This window comes from Paracoccus sp. SMMA_5_TC, from assembly GCF_009696685.2.
Lineage (GTDB): Bacteria > Pseudomonadota > Alphaproteobacteria > Rhodobacterales > Rhodobacteraceae > Paracoccus.
Genome location: NZ_CP102355.1, coordinates 1,880,422 through 1,896,256, shown reverse-complemented (window position 1 = coordinate 1,896,256; position 15,835 = coordinate 1,880,422). Strand labels below are relative to the sequence as shown.

Annotated in this window: 18 protein-coding genes; 10 read left to right on the top strand and 8 right to left on the bottom strand. The window is 64.1% G+C overall.

Annotation, left to right across the window (positions count from 1 at the left end; all coding sequences use genetic code 11):
* Positions 1-2 precede the first annotated feature (2 nt).
* From GB880_RS09780 to GB880_RS09755, 6 genes are all read right to left on the bottom strand, one after another.
* The gene (locus tag GB880_RS09780) at positions 3-608 is read right to left on the bottom strand and encodes a hypothetical protein (RefSeq protein WP_154493481.1); all 606 of its coding nucleotides are present in this window, start codon (positions 606-608) and stop codon (positions 3-5) included.
* Positions 609-621: 13 nt separating this feature from the next.
* The gene (locus GB880_RS09775; RefSeq protein ID WP_263467101.1) at positions 622-1,512 is read right to left on the bottom strand and encodes an ATP-binding protein; all 891 of its coding nucleotides are present in this window, start codon (positions 1,510-1,512) and stop codon (positions 622-624) included.
* Positions 1,509-1,997, bottom strand: a complete 489-nt coding sequence (locus GB880_RS09770; protein WP_154493482.1) for a hypothetical protein — start codon at positions 1,995-1,997, stop codon at positions 1,509-1,511. The genes GB880_RS09775 and GB880_RS09770 overlap by 4 nt, the downstream gene beginning before the upstream one ends.
* A 26-nt stretch (positions 1,998-2,023) precedes the next feature.
* Positions 2,024-2,389, bottom strand: a complete 366-nt coding sequence (locus GB880_RS09765) for a hypothetical protein (RefSeq protein WP_229774373.1) — start codon at positions 2,387-2,389, stop codon at positions 2,024-2,026.
* Positions 2,386-2,592 carry a helix-turn-helix transcriptional regulator gene (locus GB880_RS09760; protein WP_154493483.1) on the bottom strand — a complete coding sequence of 69 codons (207 nt, stop codon included), beginning with the start codon at positions 2,590-2,592 and terminating at the stop codon, positions 2,386-2,388. The genes GB880_RS09765 and GB880_RS09760 overlap by 4 nt, the downstream gene beginning before the upstream one ends.
* A 211-nt stretch (positions 2,593-2,803) precedes the next feature.
* Complete coding sequence (locus GB880_RS09755) at positions 2,804-3,487, bottom strand: hypothetical protein (RefSeq protein WP_154493484.1); 684 nt, start codon at positions 3,485-3,487, stop codon at positions 2,804-2,806.
* A gap of 109 nt (positions 3,488-3,596) precedes the next feature.
* Here GB880_RS09755 and GB880_RS09750 point away from each other — a divergent pair, with 109 nt between their 5' ends.
* The 9 genes from GB880_RS09750 (at position 3,597) to GB880_RS09710 (ending at position 12,562) form a co-directional block, all read left to right on the top strand.
* Entirely contained in the window at positions 3,597-4,274 is a 678-nt protein-coding gene (locus tag GB880_RS09750; protein WP_154493485.1) for an XRE family transcriptional regulator, read from the top strand.
* Position 4,275: 1 nt separating this feature from the next.
* Positions 4,276-5,007, top strand: a complete 732-nt coding sequence (locus GB880_RS09745; protein ID WP_263467100.1) for a hypothetical protein — start codon at positions 4,276-4,278, stop codon at positions 5,005-5,007.
* 154 nt (positions 5,008-5,161) lie between these two features.
* Positions 5,162-6,244 carry an AAA family ATPase gene (locus GB880_RS09740; RefSeq protein WP_154493486.1) on the top strand — a complete coding sequence of 361 codons (1,083 nt, stop codon included), beginning with the start codon at positions 5,162-5,164 and terminating at the stop codon, positions 6,242-6,244.
* Positions 6,150-8,609: a S8 family peptidase gene (locus GB880_RS09735; RefSeq protein WP_229774374.1), complete on the top strand. Its 2,460-nt coding sequence runs from the start codon at positions 6,150-6,152 to the stop codon at positions 8,607-8,609. Before GB880_RS09740 ends, GB880_RS09735 begins: the two co-directional genes overlap by 95 nt.
* Before the next feature lie 131 nt (positions 8,610-8,740).
* The gene (locus tag GB880_RS09730) at positions 8,741-8,959 is read left to right on the top strand and encodes a hypothetical protein (RefSeq protein ID WP_154493487.1); all 219 of its coding nucleotides are present in this window, start codon (positions 8,741-8,743) and stop codon (positions 8,957-8,959) included.
* A 105-nt stretch (positions 8,960-9,064) separates the two neighbouring features.
* On the top strand, positions 9,065-10,291 hold the full coding sequence (locus GB880_RS09725) for an IS256 family transposase (protein ID WP_154494635.1): 1,227 nt from the start codon (positions 9,065-9,067) through the stop codon (positions 10,289-10,291).
* Positions 10,292-10,356: 65 nt separating this feature from the next.
* Positions 10,357-10,857, top strand: coding sequence for a DUF2924 domain-containing protein (locus GB880_RS09720; RefSeq protein ID WP_263467099.1), 501 nt, complete (start codon positions 10,357-10,359; stop codon positions 10,855-10,857).
* Positions 10,854-12,182 (top strand): recombinase family protein, encoded by a 1,329-nt coding sequence (locus tag GB880_RS09715; protein ID WP_154493679.1) that lies wholly within the window; start codon positions 10,854-10,856, stop codon positions 12,180-12,182. The genes GB880_RS09720 and GB880_RS09715 overlap by 4 nt, the downstream gene beginning before the upstream one ends.
* Positions 12,179-12,562, top strand: a complete 384-nt coding sequence (locus tag GB880_RS09710; RefSeq protein WP_154493678.1) for a hypothetical protein — start codon at positions 12,179-12,181, stop codon at positions 12,560-12,562. The genes GB880_RS09715 and GB880_RS09710 overlap by 4 nt, the downstream gene beginning before the upstream one ends.
* A 3-nt stretch (positions 12,563-12,565) precedes the next feature.
* Here GB880_RS09710 and GB880_RS09705 read toward each other — a convergent pair whose 3' ends face one another.
* Positions 12,566-13,402: a DUF3883 domain-containing protein gene (locus GB880_RS09705; protein WP_154493677.1), complete on the bottom strand. Its 837-nt coding sequence runs from the start codon at positions 13,400-13,402 to the stop codon at positions 12,566-12,568.
* 739 nt (positions 13,403-14,141) lie between these two features.
* Between GB880_RS09705 and GB880_RS09700 the strand changes: the two genes are divergently transcribed.
* Positions 14,142-15,185, top strand: a complete 1,044-nt coding sequence (locus GB880_RS09700; protein ID WP_154493676.1) for a nucleoside monophosphate kinase — start codon at positions 14,142-14,144, stop codon at positions 15,183-15,185.
* A gap of 40 nt (positions 15,186-15,225) precedes the next feature.
* Here the strand turns inward: GB880_RS09700 and GB880_RS09695 are convergent, their stop codons facing one another.
* Positions 15,226-15,786, bottom strand: coding sequence for an NUDIX hydrolase (locus GB880_RS09695; protein ID WP_229774394.1), 561 nt, complete (start codon positions 15,784-15,786; stop codon positions 15,226-15,228).
* Positions 15,787-15,835 lie beyond the last annotated feature (49 nt).

The following is a 15,835-nucleotide window of genomic DNA, read 5'->3' as shown; positions in this document are numbered from 1 at the left end:
CCTCACTGCGCCCAGGCGGGACGGCCCGGCACCGGCGATGCCGCAGGCTGTTGGACCGGCGCATGCCGGGGCGCCGTCTGCACGGGCGGCTGGTAGCCGTGCTGTGCCGCGAGCCCCATGACCTGCGCATAGTCGCGATGATCGGGCGTCACCGCCGCGCGGATCTCGTTCTTCTCCTCGCCCATGGCGTCGCTTCCGACGTCGATCCGGGCGAGGAACTCGATCCCGTCCAGATCGGCGAAGCCGCCGATCCGTCGCGCCGCCTGCGCCTCCGGGGACTGATCCTTGTCGGAGATCCCGCGCGCCGAGTTCAGCATGCCGCGGATCAGGCTGCGGCCCATGTTCGCCCAATCCGGTCCCTTCGGGCTGTAGAGCCCGATCCGGGTGAAGATCTTGCGCCGGGCATATTGCCCCTCGGTGACCGTGAACTCGCCGTTCAGATACACGGTGCCGGTCGAGCCGCGGGTCGCGTAGCCCCCGGTCCAGCCCTGCGACGCATCGTCGAAACTGCCAGGGCGGATCGTCAGGCGCACCTTTGCCAGCGTGCCCTTGGGGATGAGGTTGGTGTTGGACTGGGCGTCGTTGAAGTCGTTCCAGAGACCGGACATGGCTCGGGTCCTTTCAGTTTGTGGGATGGGAATGGGTTTCGGTCGCCGTCGGACCGGGCGGCGGGGGCAGCTGCGGCGGCGCATAGGTCAGCCGCCGTTCCGCAGGGATCAGCGGGCCGCGGATCTTCTCCATCAGCCGGCCGAGATGGGGCTCTTCGACGAGGTCGAGGCGGCCGGAGCGGTCCTTGGCCGGGTAGCCCCACGGGTTCAACGTCTGGCAGACGAAGGCGCGCTGGGGCCGGTTCCGCTCGTCCGGCAGGCTGGCCATGGTGATGACCTGATCGACGATGCCGGGCAGCTCGAGACCGGTCTTCGCGCCGTCGATCTGCGGGACGAAGACCTTGCGATTGAAGTCGTCGAGCTTCTCGTCGAGGATCCCGACGAACCAGACATTCTTGCCGCGCGTGTGCTGGAGGTGGGTCAGCCAGCCGATCATCTCGCGCCCGTGAAGCCCGTAGGCGCCGCGCACGTCGGGCTTGCCGGTCTTCTCCGAATGCGCCTCGGGCTGGCCGCGGCACCACTGGAAGCAGAGCCGCCCGGCCACGGTGATCGAGTCGATGAAGACGGTGTCGTATTTGGCGAGGACGCGCGGATCTCCGAACCGGCCGCACACCTCGTCGAAATGCGCCTGGCTGTAGGGCTGTTCCGGCCGCAGCGCCGGGTTCGGGCCGCCGATGAAGACCGCGAAATCGCGACACTCCCTCCAGGTGCGCGGCCGGACCACGTCGATATGGAGCCCCTCGATGGCGAGGTCGCCCGCCTCGAGGTCGAAGAACAGCGTGGTCGAGGCTTCGAGCGTCCAGAGCAGGCTGGTCTTGCCGATCCCGGAGGGACCGAAGATCACGCCCTTGACGCCCCGCGTCTCGGCCAGCCGCTGGTCGGCGGTGATGATGGGCAGGCTCACGTGCGATCCTCCTGCGGCAGGATCTCGACCCTCAACATGCCGGTCTTGACGGTGCGGGCGGGCTCGAAGCCCTGGCGGATGGCCTCGGGCCAGGCGGCATAGGCGCGCTCGGGCACCTTGAAGCTGATCTCGACGTATTCGGCCGGATCCTCGCCCGCGGCGCGGATGCGCTCGACCATCGCAGCGAGCTTGGCCTGGTCCCATTCGACGCGCTTGGGCAGGTCGGCGACCACGGTGAAATCGCCATCGACAAGGCGGACGGTGCCGGTGTCCTTGCCACAGGCGCGGCGGGCCTCGGCGGCGCGGGCGGCGTAGCGGACCTCGAGCGCGGTGGAAAACCGCGCGGTAACGGCCTTCATCTGCTTCGCAGCGGCGTCGATCTCGCGCTGCAGGGCGGCCAGAAGCTCGACCGGAAGCTGGGCGATCTCGCCCGCGGGCAGGTTGATCAGCTCGTCGATCGAAGGAGTGTTCTCGGGGAATGGCATGGGGGTCTCCGTGATGGGGGATGGCGTCAGGCGGCCTCGAGGAGGCGCACGGAAAGGGCGGCGCCGGCGGGTCCGGGCTTTGGACGGGCGACGGCGATGTAGGCGAAGTGGTCGGGGCCGAGCCGGACCTGCACGAGGTGGACGAGCTCCCGCTCGGCCGCGCGCAGGGTGGCGGCGGCGACACCCCGCAGCGTGCGCTGGCGCTCGGGCGTAAGGTTCGAGACGGCGCCGGTGGCGTCCACCGCGAGGAAGCCGCGGTGATAGACCAGCGCCTCGCCCGGGGCGGCCTGCGCGATCCAGGCAGACAGCCCCACCTCGTCGAGGGCGGGCCCGGCGGCGCCGAAGATCGACACGACCCGGCCGGGCCGGATGGCGGACCGGCGCTCCATCATGCCGCCCCCCGCGCGCTGTCGGCGGTGTGCGTGAGCTGGTCCTTCTCGAAGGCGACGATGTCCTCGAGCCGGTAGACCACCCGGCCGCCGAGCTTCATGTAGGCGGGGCCTTCCTGGGCCCATCGCCAGCGCTCGAGCGCGCGGTGCGAGATCGTCCAGCGCCGCGCGAGCTCCTTCTGAGTGAGGCAGGTCTTCTGCTGCATCGTTCTCTCCCGGTGTCGGTTCCTGGGAGCACGATGCGAAATCCCGCGATGGGATGTCGTCAGGACTGGCGGGGGATACGGAGGGGGATTATCCGGAACCTTTCAATCCAAGGGTGAACGGCCCTGCGGGGGATCGCCATCCCCCTCTCATCCCCCGACGCATCCCACAGCGGGACCGGGAAGGCGCGCGGAAGGGAGGAATTGGGGAAGGTCAGAGCCCGCGCAGGCGATAGGCGCCGCGGCCGTCCGACTCGATCAGCAGCCGCCAGTTCTTCTTCGACTTGAAGACATCCGCCATCTTGAGACAGCGCGAGCCCGCCGCGGCGAGGATCGCCTTGCCGCTCTGCCAGGGCTCGCCGCGCCCGCCCGCCTCGTGCAGCGCGCGGACGACCTGCGCCTGGATCGCGCCCAGCCGGAAATGCTGGCCGTTGCAGCGGGCATCCTGATAGTCGGCCGAGGCATGGAAGGCGCCCGGGCGTGGACCCGCCGCCGGTCCCGCGAATCCGGTCTCGATCTCGAACCGGTCGCGCTCCTCTCGCCTGAGGAAAAGATCGCGCTGCCGTATGGTGATATGCTCGGGCTTTCCCGTCAGGCAGGCATAGTCGCCCTTCGGCGAACGGAAGCGGGCGAGCTTCACCTCGCCATGCCGGAAGAGCTGGAAGACGTCATGGGCGTGGAGATCGAGGAGGCCGTTGAAGGGCCCCCGCTCGAAGGGGACGGGGAACCGTTCCCCCTCCGGCGTCTCCTCGTAGTCGCCGAACTCGACGCCGAGGTTGAACACCCGGATCGACAGCCGCAGCTGGTCGTTCTCGGCAAGGTAGACGAGGTCTGCCTCGGCCATCGACCAGCGCGCGAGGATCTCCGGCAGGGTGAAATACGACTTCTCGATCTCCATCCGGGCCCCCGATTCCGCGCAGCGAGTGTTTAGGTTTTGTTCTAATCGCTTGACGGGTCCGCATTAATCCTGTTTTATCCTAATCCATCCACAATCCCTTGGGGAAAACATGACCGAGCAGCACACACTGGCCGACCGCCTGCGGGCCCGCGCCCACCAGCTCGGCCTGACGCCCGCCCATGTCGCCGAGATGGCCGGCGTCAACCGCTCCTTCATCTACGACATCCTGCGCGGCCGTTCCGCCCGCCCCGGTATCGACCGGCTGGCCGAGGTCGCCCGCGTGCTGAAGGTGGACCGCGACTGGCTGATCCACGGCATGGGCGAGGTCGAGGGCAAGCCCCCCTTCGTGGACAATCCCGACGACGCCTTCGTGGCCATCGCCCATGCCACCCCGCGCCCCGCGATGGGCGGCGGCGCGGTCGTGACCGAGGACGGCGACACCCCCGGCCGCGTCTATCACTTCCGTCAGGCCTGGATCCGCCACAAGCTGAAGGCCAGCCCGTCGCAGCTGCGCATCATGCACGTCGAGGGCGACAGCATGGCGCCGACGCTCTTGAGCGGTGACGCGGTGCTGGTCGACATGACCCGGCGTGCGCCCAACCCGCCCGGCATCTTCGTGCTGGATGACGGGATGGGGCTGGTCGCCAAGCGGCTCGAGCACATCCCCAACAGCGACCCGCCCGCGGTGCGCGTCATCTCCGACAACAAGCACTACCCCGAATACGAAAGAACGGCCGACGAGATCCACATCGTCGGCCGCATCCGTTGGTTCGCGCGGGAGATCTGAGGTGATTGCGTTCCGCGAGGTCGATGATGCCGATCCGGCGCTGGTGTTCTCGCCGCTGGTGCGCGGGATGGAGAAGACCTTCGCCTGGGTAGACGAGCATGGCGGCATTTCCCTGACGCCGTCCAGGGCCTTCAAGCGGGTCTTCGTGCACTGGGCCGCGGCCGAGTTCGACTGGCCCGGCCACACCGAGGCGGACCTCTTCGCCGTCAACAAGGTGCTGAACGAGCCCGACTTCGCCCCGCTGATGGTGCTTCACGACCTGATGATCGCGATGAAGCTCGGGCGGCACTACAAGGGCGAATTCCGGCCAACCAAGGCTGGCCAGGCGCTGACGGGCCATCCCGGCCGGATCTTCGGCACGGTCGTCCCGTTCTTCCTGTTCCGGATCAACCACGCCAGCATGTCGCGCTTCGAGGATGCGCCGATCCTCGCCAACTGGGACGTGTTCCTGAATGTGCTGAACGCCGAGACCGAGGACGGCGCCACCGGCGGCCACCTCCGCCGCGTTCTCTTCGGCGCTCCCGAGACGGGTCCGCTTCCGCGCTACGACGAGGTGATGGGCCAGCTCTACATCCAGGTGCTCCGCCCGCTCTGCTGGGCCGGGTTGCTGCAGCAGGAGCGAGCGGAGGCCGGCTATCGGTCCGAGGAGGCGATGTTCGTGAAGACGCCGCTGTGGCGGGCGGCGCTGCGGCTGGAGACAGATGGGAAGGTGAAAGGCGCAACACGGCATTGATCGCCCGAGGCGGCGTTGAGTCTCCTCGGCAACGTGACCGAAAAACTCAGGTCGCAGGACCGGTTTCGCTGGCGCATCAGCCAGCGACATTGCTAAACAATGGAGAAAGGCGTAGTAGTCTAGGCTGCGCCGAGAAAGTCGTAAAGGCTCGAAAATGGCGTCGGCACAGCAACTTATCGGGCTCGTAAAGAGCCACGCGGAGGGGGACGAAGAGCGCTTCTTCGATCTCGCAATGCAGCTTGCCGCCGCGGAAGAGCAGCGTGGCCACACTCGACTGGCGGAACAGCTGCGCCAGTGGGCGGAGGCATCGCGCGTTCCAAAGACCAGTGCTACTGCAAAGCTGACACCGCTGGCCGCGCCGCGCGGCGATCTCGCCGGCATCCTGGGTGCACGCTATCCGACAACCACTCTCAGCGATCTGATCCTACCAGACCACCTCGCTGACGAATTGCGCCAGATCGTTGTCGAGACTCGGAAACGTGACCTTCTGGAGGAAAAGGGTCTGCATCCACGCCGACGTCTTCTTTTTTCCGGTCCGCCTGGGACAGGAAAAACCTTGAGCGCCGAGGCATTGGCCGGAGAGCTGAAATTCCCGCTGTTCACGGTGCTTCTGCACGGACTGATAACCAAATTCATGGGTGAGACTGCGCAGAAACTGCGCCTGATCTTTGATGCGATCCGCACAACGCGCGGTGTCTATCTGTTCGATGAGATAGATGCGCTGGCTGCTTCGCGTGGAAACGAAAACGACGTTGGCGAAGCTAGACGAATTCTGAACTCGTTTCTGCAGTTCCTCGATGAAGATACTGGCCCTTCGATTGTTGTCGCCACCACCAATATTCCTGAAATTCTCGATAGGGCAATCCTTCGGCGTTTCGAACTGGTGCTGCCCTATGAGCTGCCCTCAAGGCAAGCCGTCCAGAAGGCGATGCAGCGGCGCCTGATCGGTTTCAACGTCGATGATGTGGATTGGGACGCTGTATCTAGGGTTGCGGAAGGCCTATCGACGGCAGATGTTGTTGCTGCGGGCGAAGACGCGGGAAGACGCGCTGTCTTGTCCTCGACAGACCGAATTCTGACGGACACGCTGATCGCTTCGATGGAGCGCAGACGTTCGTTGCAGGGACTTGGAACATCGCCGAATGGAACGAAATCGCCCTCATCTGATCGTAAACAACCTCGGACAAGCGGTCGCGTTTCAGGCCAAGGTCGGCGGTCAGCCAAGACGACCAAGTGACGTCCCGAACCGCCGCGCACATGCGCAGGCGCTCCTGCGAGCGATTGACCAAATCGGAGATCCGGCGGGGCAGGATCGCCCCGGTGTATACCTCGAGATCCAAGCGAGGCTGAACGAACCCTTCGTGACGAAGAGCCTCGACGCCAGCGGCCTCCGTCTTCTGAAGGTTTCTGCCGACCCAGAGAATGAAGCAGCTCCGGCCCGTGCCACCGTTTTCGCGTCGCCAGCCGGCGTGAGCAATCTCCGGAAGAAGGTCCAGGCCTTCCAAGACGAGAACACGAGGACGGGTAGGCCAAGAAACGCGGATCTCGTGCAAAGCATTTCGGCCATCGTCGAAGCAGGGCTGCGCGCCCTCTGGCGGAGCCCATCTGTAAAGTTCCCCGAAGACGACGGAGCAACACATCCTTGGGAAATCTGGCTAGATCGAAACGAAGCTGACCATTTCATTGCGCACGCGCACGGTCTTGGGATCCGCTTTGAAGGGGGCGAAGGACAAGCGGAAGGCGGGCGCCTAGAATTTCCGGAAGACGTTGTGGTCGTTGGTCACGGAACGCATGCCCAAATAGCCGAGGCTGTCCGCTTCTATGGAGCAGTGAAAGCTATCGCCGCGCCCACCGTCCTGTCCGATTTCTTCGAAGGAATGCCGCCTGAGGAACAGGCTGAGTGGGCGCGAGCGATGGAGGATCTATTGCAGCCCCCCGACGTTGCGGACCCACGATACATCACGCTCCTTGATAGCGGCATCGGGCTGAATCATCCCTTGGTTCGGCCTTTCCTCTACCCGGCCGACCGGCACGCAGCGGAACCGGGATGGGGTCTAGACGACACCCGAGGGCACGGCACGCAGTTGGCGGGCCTATCGCTCTACGGAGATCTCCTGCCGGTGATTCAAAGCAACATGCCGGTTCGTGTCAGACATCGACTTGAGTCTGCCAAGATCATCCCTGATGCTGGTCAGAATCCTCACCACCTGCTTGGTGCCGTCGTTCTGAAGGCAGTAAACGCGGTCGAAGCTAACGCGGCGCGAGGCAGAACCTTCTCGATGGCCAGCACGACCGACGAAGACACGCCTCATGACGGCGCACCGACTTCATGGTCGAGCGAAATTGATCAATTGACGGCGGGGGTCTCCGGTAACCAGCGTCAGAAGCGGCTATTCGTGATCTCTGCGGGGAATACTGACCAGAACCGCTTCCAAGGTGGTGATTACCTCTCGATCTGTGATGATCCCGATCATGAGGTCGAGTCTCCTGCCCAAGCCTGGAACGCGATCTGTGTGGGTGCCTACACCGAAAAGGTAAGACTGCCTGCTGGCCTGCCCGGACACGCCGTCGCCCCCATGGGCGATCTGGCACCGTCGTCGCGCACCGCAAGCTGGTCGAAACACTGGCCGATCAAGCCCGACATCGTGATGGAGGGCGGAAACTGGGTTCAAGATCACCTTCCTCCGCCATTGAGTCACCCGGCGCTCTCGCTTCTTACCACGGACCACCAATACCCACTGCGGTCGCTTACGACGACTGCTGACACAAGTGCGGCGACGGCGCTCGCAGCCAAAGCGATCACCGAACTCTGGGAAGACTACCCACAATTATGGCCGGAAACGATCCGGGCGATTTTCGTCTCGTCTGCGCGATGGACGCGGCAGATGGAGGCGCACCTTCCGGCAAATCCTTCAAAGGGCGACTTCGTACGACTGTTTCAGAGATACGGCTACGGCGTGCCCGATCAGACGCGCGCAAGGCGTAGCGCCGCCAATGCTCTGTCCCTCATCGTTCAAGACACGATTATCCCGTACCGGCCAAGCGCTACCGCTGGAGCCGAGCCCGTCCACAACCAGATGAAATTCTTTCAGCTGCCTTGGCCAAGAGAGGCGCTCCGGCAGCTGGGCGCGACGGAAGTCACTCTTCGCGTGGCACTCAGCACCTTTGTCGAACCCAATCCTTCGGAAGCGGCTCGCGGCTCGAAATTCCGCTATGCCTCCCATAATCTGCGGTTCAAGCTGAACCGAGCCAACGAGAACCAGGCACAATTCCAGGCACGGATAAACAAGCTGGCCGATGACCCGGATACCGATCCGGTCGCCGACAATGACGGCTGGATCTTCGGTCGCAACCGGCGTGACGTAGGTTCCCTGCAAATCGATGAGCTTCGTTGTCCCGCCTCAGATCTTGCATGGCGAAATCTCCTCGCCGTCCACCCAGTGGCGGGATGGTGGAAATCCAAGTCCGTTCAGAACGTCGACCAGAAGGTGGCGCGCTTTGCACTTGTCGTTGAACTGGATGCCGGTGACGTTGAGGCTGACCTCTACACCGAAGTAGAAACGGCAATCGCGAACCTGAATGTTGCCCAGATTGGCGTCTGACATCATGTCAGCGTTGGATACCATAAGCTACGCGTGAGAACGCGGGCACACGACAACCCATTGTTTTGACTTGAATCACCTCGCCACGACCGGCGAACACGGAGCAAACCGCCTCAGGAGGTTCGCTCACCATGCAATACGACATCGCCTTCGCGCCGCCCGCCGAGAACCTTTCCACAGATGAGCGGCTGGCGGAGCTGGCCGTCATCCTCGCCAGCGCCATCGCGCGCACCAACCCACGGGAAACGAACGAGAATTCTTCGCTCGACGGAGACAGTTCGCTGGACATTCTCGCCCTCAGACGCCGTCGTCGGAGACAGGTGCAAAACCGAGTTGGAGACGACGCATGAGGAAAGGTCGTGTCTCGGAAGTGGTAGAAATTGGCTGGTGGCGTAATCTCCGGGTGAACCAACACCCACCCAACCGGCGGCTGCAACCGCCAGGGAGATCACGCCATGAAGCAGAATATCGACAACTCGTCCTTTTCGCTACTGCCCGAGGCAGGCGGGTATGATCCGATCGAGGATCGCCTGCGGGCGAATGTCCGGGCCACCATTGAGGCCATGTTCGAAGAGGAACTTGCCGACTTTCTTGGTCGGCTTCGTTACGGCCGCGGCAACGAGCGGTCCAGGGGCTACCGCCACGGGCATCGCGACCGACAGCTGACCGGCACATTCGGCACTGAGACGGTGCGGGTTCCTCGTGCCCGGATCGAGGACGAGGCCGGCAAGATCAGCGAATGGCGCTCGAAGGCCCTGCCACGCTACAAGCGGCTGACGAAGAGGGCCGAGGCACTGATCGCAGCGGTCTACCTGGCTGGCACCAACACGCGCCGGGTCAAGCGGGCGCTGTTCGGCTTATTCGAAGGCGCCGTGAGCAAGGATGTCGTCAGCCGGGCCTGGCGCAAGGTGAAGGTCGACTGGGACGCCTGGTCCGCCCGCGACCTGACCGGCGAAGAGATCGTGCGGCTCATTCTCGACGGCACCGTCATCAAGACCCGGCTGGACCGCAAGGCCACCAACATTTCGGTGCTGGCGGCGATCGGCGTGCGGCGCGACGGGCAAAAGGTGCTCCTCTCGATCAGGAACATGGGCGGCGAAAGCACGGCTGCCTGGGGCAGCTTCCTCGCCGACCTGGATGCGCGGGGCCTCAGACGGCCCGAGTTCGTGATCGTTGATGGTGCCCCCGGCCTTGAGGCCGCGCTTGTGGCGCTCTGGGGCGAGGACCTGCCGATCCAGCGCTGCACGGTTCACAAGCACCGTAACCTGCTCGGCCACGCCCCCAAGCGCCTGCACGACGAGTTGAGCGAAGACTACCGCGACATGATCTACGCCGACACCGCCGCCGAGATCGAGAAGCGTCGCAAGGCTTTCCTGCGGAAGTGGAAGCTGAAGTGCCGGGCCGTGGCCGATAGCCTGGAGGAAGCAGGTGACCGGCTCTTCAGCTTCACGCGCCTCGATCCTTCACAATGGAAATCCGCACGGACCACCAATGCCATCGAGCGCCTGAACGAGGAATTCCGGCGCCGGATCAAGACCCAGACCGTGCTGCCCTGCGCTGAAACCGTGCCGATGCTGCTATGGGCGCTCCTGGCGTCAGGGCAGATCCAGATGCGAAAAGTCGATGGCTGGGAAACCCTCTCTCAGCCTCTCGTGCCGATGCCTCTTGACCTCGCGGCCTGACCGGAGCCAACGTTACATGCCCGGAGCGCGCTGCTTGGCAAATTCCACCACATTCGCGACACAACGTGAGGAAAAACAATAGGAATTCAGATGCAAAGGCTGCGCTCGCGCGCCAGGCAGAGGAGATCGACGTCCTGGCGGAACTGGCGGCGTTGAAGGCGATGACGGTGCCCGAGTTGCAGGGCAAGTGGCGGGTGATGTTCGGCGAGCCCGCGCCCAACGCCAGCCGGGGGAACCTGGAGCTTCGGATCGGTTACCGGATCCAGGAACTGGCCCATGGCGGGATCAGGCCCGCGACGCGGCGCACGCTGGACGCGCTGGCGGCCGAGGTCGCCACCGGCGCGCCTGGCCCCCTGATCGCGGATCCCCGCCGCCCGATCCCCGGCACCAAGCTGGTGCGCGAATGGGAGGGGGAGGAGAAGGTCGTTACCGTTCTGACCGATGGCTTCGAATGGCGGGGGCGGCGTTTCAAGTCGCTTTCGGCCGCCGTGCGGGCGATCACCGGCAGCCACTGGAACGGGTGGAAGTTCTTCGGGCTGGCCCATGGCGCGGATGCCCGCCCATGAGCCGCGCGAAGCCCGAGCCCGTCCGCCGCCTGCGCTGCGCCATCTACACCCGCAAGTCGAGCGAGGAAGGGCTCGACATGGAGTTCAACAGCCTCGACGCCCAGCGGGAGGCCTGCGAGGCCTACATCGCTTCGCAGCGCGCCGAGGGCTGGGTGGCGCTGCGCGAGCGCTACGACGACGGCGGCTTCTCCGGCGGGACGCTGGAGCGGCCCGGCCTCAAGCAGCTTCTGGCCGACATCGAAGATGGCTTGATCGATGTGGTGGTCGTCTACAAGATCGACCGCCTGTCGCGGTCGCTGATGGACTTCTCGAAGCTGGTCGAGGTCTTCGACCGCAACGGCGTGACCTTCGTCTCGGTCACGCAGTCCTTCAACACGACGACATCTATGGGGCGGCTGACGCTGAACATCCTGCTCAGCTTCGCGCAGTTCGAGCGCGAGGTCACGGCCGAGCGCATCCGGGACAAGGTCCGCCCCTCCCGCATGAAGGGGATGTGGATGGGCGGCTATGTCCCGCTCGGGTACGATGTGAAGGACCGCAAACTCGTGGTGAACGAGGAAGAGGCCGCCACGGTGCGCGGCATCTTCGAACGGTTCGTCGAGGTCGGATCAGCGACCGTGCTGGCCCGCGAACTGCGCCGCAAGGGGCTTCGCAACAAGCAGGGCACCTTGGTGGACAAGGGATATCTCTACAGGGTGCTGGCGAATCGCGTCTATCGCGGCGACGACGTCCACAAGGGCAAGGCCTATCCCGGCGAGCATCAGGCCATCATCGACCAGAAGCTGTGGGATCAGGTCCATGCCATCTTACGCGAGAGTCCGCGAAAGCGCGCCAACAACACCCGCGCGCAGGCGCCTGCGTTGCTCAAGGGGCTGATCTTTACGGCCACGGGCGCGGCCATGACCCCGAGCAGCACGAAAAAGGGCGCGCGGCGATACCGGTATTACGTCTCAATGGACGTCATCAAGAATCGCGAACCCAGAGATGAGGGCATCCCGCGCCGTCTTCCTGCCGACCTCGTGGAAGCGGCCGTGGTGACCGAGTTGCGGCGGGTGATGCGCGCACCCTCGATCACGGCACAGGTTATTGCCCATTTGGCGCGCGAGGGTCACGCCTTCGCCGAGGCCGACGTGATCTCCGCGCTGCAGACGTTCGAGGACGTCTGGGGCCAGCTGTTCCCTGCGGAGCAGACCCGGATCGTGCAGTTGCTGGTGCGCCGGGTCACCGTGACGTCCGAGGGGCTGGTGATCGATGTCCGGACCGACGGCGTCTCGGGCGTCATGCACGACATGATGGCGCCACGAAAGAAGGTGGCGGCGGAATGATGAAACCCGACGAGTCCATCCAGATCTTCGTGCCGCTCAAGGTCCGCAAGCAGAACGGGCGGCCGAAGATCATGCCGCCCGCCACATATCTGCCCAGCGAAGACCGGACGCAGGATCCGCATATCCTGCGCGCCATCGGCCGGGCGTGGGGCTGGCGGCGGCGGATGGAGGCTGGCGAATTCACCACGGTCACCGATCTGGCGAAAGCCGTGGGGCTTGCCGAACGCCATGTCAGCCGACAGCTGCGGCTCGCCTATCTCGCGCCGGGTGTCCTCAAGCGACTGGTCTACAAGCGCGAGGTGCCCGCGGTGACACTGTTGAAACTGACCGACGTCGCGGCCCTGCCATGGCACGAACAGCCGGGGCAGGTGTTCGACTGAGCCTCAGTGAAAGCTCGCCTGAAACGTCGTCGCGGTCAGCGAGACATGCGCGTCCAGCGGCGGGTGCAGTTCGAATGCCTTCGGCTCGCGTGAGAAATTCCACAGCCGGAACAGGCGCCATTCCGACCGGCGCTCCTCGGCCACGGCCAGCTCGTTGCGGGTGATGTGGAAGGGCGTGCGCTCCCATCCGTTCGTCGTCTTGACCTCGATCAGCCGCGGAAACCCGTCCGGAGCGAAACTCGCAATGTCGTAGCCCGCGCCGTCGCCATCCTCCTCCGACACCCAGCGTACCTTGCGCGCCAGATCGTCACGTCCTGCCGTCCGCAATGCCGCGCGCTCATGCGCCAACACACGCTCCTCGCCCGCGCGCCCGAGGGCCCGGTTGCGCTCGTCCCGGCCCGCCACGTCGAACTTGCGGGCGATGTGCAGCATCTGCTCAAGTTCTTGCGGCGGCGGCTGGTTCGACAGCGTCGGCGGCGGACCCACCCAGATCTGCGCCGCCTCGCGCAAACCGCCTGCGGGTTGCAGGCCAGGTTGGCGCCCGAGCCAGGCCGGGTTCAGCGCCAGCCACCGCGCCACGGCATCCACCAAGGTCATCTGGAAGTTAAACGCGGGCTTGTAACCGGGGATCCAGTCCTCGCCGAGCCCCTTCAGCACCGCGCTGATATTCTGGTGCTTGAACTCGACGGACCCCTCGGACCGGTCGTTCAGGAGCGGGAGGAGTGCGCGGCGGTGTTCAGCCTTGCTGTAGCGGCGCCCGGAGATGTCATTGGCCAGCACCGCGAAGTAATCCGCGACGATGAGGTCATTCTCTTCATCTGTCCAGGGCCCGTTCGACATTGCGCCAGGCTATGGGCGCGAAGTCTGTTTGTCATCAGAGACTTCCGGCAGGGATCTTGCTGCTGTCGCCGGCCCATGCACCAGCGCACCGGCCCGGTTGATCGGCCGCCACGGAGCCGTCCTTCTGACGGCCCTGCGCCTTCGTGTCGGTCTCCGTCACCGGATTATCTCGCGAACGGGGCGACCCCATGAACCCGGCAACCCATTGGAAATGCGAGGATGTTTTGCGCCGTCCTGTGGCCGTCGAGGGCGCTCGAAGAGAGACGCAGGCCATTCGGAGACCCTTTCTACGTCAAACGCCCGGTCTCCGAAGGGCGGATGGCCCTGCCAACGCCCTTTGAAACAAAAAGAAAAACGCCCCAATCGGGGCCCTTGGACGGATTCAGCATTTGAGTGTGGCGGAGGGGATGGGCCTGACGTCCAACCCTCTCCATCATAAGACATTGATATAAATAAATAAAATATTTCATCGACGGTCATCGCCGCGTCTGAACAAGCCATCCCCTTCTCAACACGGTGGTTTGCCGAGCGGGCGGCCGAAGGTACTATTTCTGCTCAAAGGTTTGTAAATGTCGCTAATCTTGTGGCATAGGCTCGCTCGGGCTGCGGTCAGATTGTCCGCACTTTCCGCAAGCAGACCCGATCTCTGCGCATGTAACCTCACGGCCAGCAATACGGTAGGCCGGCATGTCGAAGCCATTGGTTCGCACACGGGCGCGATCACTAGGAAAGGTAACTCATGACGAAAACCGACACATCCGCACCGCACACCCTGTTCATCGAGGTGTCAGGTGCGGGCCTGCCCGAGGTCGACGGCCTCTACGTTCCCTCCACCGCACCGCCCGCCAAATCCGAGTCCGGCACGATGTCGAGCATTGGCTACTGGAACGGCAAACACGCCTGGGACCGGGCAGATGGCAAAGGTGAACGCAGCCCCGCGATTTCCTATTCCAACACCTACAAATCCTGGCGCATCTCGCGGCTGGATGGGCATCTGGCCTACGAGATCACTTGCGACGACGCGCTGCCTCCTGCTGACCGGACCTGGAACGTCTACAAGATGGGGGCCGAACCCGCGCCAAAGGTAACGCTTCACCACTGCGATCCACGTCTGCCACACCCCGAGCCGAACATCGTGTTCATCCTTGGCGGTCCGGGTGCGGGCAAGGGCACGATGTGTGAACTGGCCGATATCCAGCTTGGCTGGACCCACCTTTCCACCGGCGATCTCCTGCGGGCCGAGCTGAAGGCGGGCGGTCCGAAAACCGAGTTGATCAAGGGCTATGTCGATGCCGGCACGCTGGTGCCCGATGAAATCGTGGTCAGTTTGCTAAAGGATGCCATCGAACGCACGATCCGCCACACCGGCAATCGCAACTTCCTGATCGACGGGTTTCCGCGCTCCTTCAGCAATATGGATGCCTGGTATGCAGTTTTTGGCGATACCGGCGATTTACCCAAGATGATCTATTTCGAATGCCCGCTCGAGGTACTGACGCAGCGCATTCTGGGTCGCGCACAGTACTCAAACCGCAGCGATGACAGTGTCGAAAGCATGAAACAACGGTTCGAGACATTCAAGGCAGAGACCTTGCCGATTGTCGAGCATTTCAAGGGTCGCGGCAAATGCGTCGAGATCGACACCAGCCAGCCGCGCGAATTGGTGTATGACCTGCTGCGCGCACAACTGGCAGATCAGACCGACAGCGATTATCTGGAGCGTCCATTGAGCGAACAGGCCGAGATCCTGCTGGGTCTGCGGCCCTATCCGCGCAAGGCGTGATCGACCGTGCCCTGGACGGCATCGTGCAAGGCAGCCCCCGTCATGCCGTTTTCGCCAGATCGCTCGCCAATTCTTCCAGCAAATAGGTTTCGCGCTGGATCGAGAGGCCCATGCTGACCTCGCGGCGCTGCATGACACCGCGGTTATGCGCGATGGCCTCGTCCAGATCGACCCAGAGCGGGCGCATCCCGTTGGCCTTCTCATAATCTTCCATCTGTGGGGCGCTCAGATCAGGATCGACATCGCAGAAATAGAAATGCGAGGTCATGGCCATCAGATCGAAACCGGGCTGCCAATGCGGCCGTAGCTCTTCGATATAGCCGTAATCGCGCTGCACCCGGACATTGCTTGCGCCGGTTTCCTCTTCGAGTTCGCGCTTGAGCCCGTCGACTAGTTCTTCGCCCTCGGCCACGCCGCCGCCGGGAAAACTGAAATCGTTGTAGCGTTCGGTGAACAAAAGCAGGATCGAGCGCTCGCGCAAGACGATCCCGCGCGCTGCGCGGCGGGTCAGGACCGTCCCTGTCGTGGCCTTCACGTCCGGGTGGACGAGTCTTGTGATCAGTCTCATTGCGTCCATATCCTTTGTCACCCGAACCAGCATCACTTCTGGTGGCGGCCGCAGAGCACGCTCGATCTGCGGAGTGCGTGGG

Bases quoted from the DNA above. Each gene is read 5' to 3' on its own strand.
- GB880_RS09730 (WP_154493487.1), top strand. From the start codon at position 8,741: ATGCAATACGACATCGCCTTCGCGCCGCCCGCCGAGAACCTTTCCACA.
- GB880_RS09780 (WP_154493481.1), bottom strand. From the start codon at position 608: ATGTCCGGTCTCTGGAACGACTTCAACGACGCCCAGTCCAACACCAAC.
- GB880_RS09715 (WP_154493679.1), top strand. From the start codon at position 10,854: ATGAGCCGCGCGAAGCCCGAGCCCGTCCGCCGCCTGCGCTGCGCCATC.
- GB880_RS09725 (WP_154494635.1), top strand. From the start codon at position 9,065: ATGAAGCAGAATATCGACAACTCGTCCTTTTCGCTACTGCCCGAGGCA.
- GB880_RS09695 (WP_229774394.1), bottom strand. From the start codon at position 15,786: ATGCTGGTTCGGGTGACAAAGGATATGGACGCAATGAGACTGATCACA.
- GB880_RS09750 (WP_154493485.1), top strand. From the start codon at position 3,597: ATGACCGAGCAGCACACACTGGCCGACCGCCTGCGGGCCCGCGCCCAC.
- GB880_RS09770 (WP_154493482.1), bottom strand. From the start codon at position 1,997: ATGCCATTCCCCGAGAACACTCCTTCGATCGACGAGCTGATCAACCTG.
- GB880_RS09760 (WP_154493483.1), bottom strand. From the start codon at position 2,592: ATGCAGCAGAAGACCTGCCTCACTCAGAAGGAGCTCGCGCGGCGCTGG.
- GB880_RS09735 (WP_229774374.1), top strand. From the start codon at position 6,150: ATGGAACGAAATCGCCCTCATCTGATCGTAAACAACCTCGGACAAGCG.
- GB880_RS09700 (WP_154493676.1), top strand. From the start codon at position 14,142: ATGACGAAAACCGACACATCCGCACCGCACACCCTGTTCATCGAGGTG.
- GB880_RS09755 (WP_154493484.1), bottom strand. From the start codon at position 3,487: ATGGAGATCGAGAAGTCGTATTTCACCCTGCCGGAGATCCTCGCGCGC.
- GB880_RS09765 (WP_229774373.1), bottom strand. From the start codon at position 2,389: ATGATGGAGCGCCGGTCCGCCATCCGGCCCGGCCGGGTCGTGTCGATC.
- GB880_RS09710 (WP_154493678.1), top strand. From the start codon at position 12,179: ATGATGAAACCCGACGAGTCCATCCAGATCTTCGTGCCGCTCAAGGTC.
- GB880_RS09740 (WP_154493486.1), top strand. From the start codon at position 5,162: ATGGCGTCGGCACAGCAACTTATCGGGCTCGTAAAGAGCCACGCGGAG.
- GB880_RS09705 (WP_154493677.1), bottom strand. From the start codon at position 13,402: ATGTCGAACGGGCCCTGGACAGATGAAGAGAATGACCTCATCGTCGCG.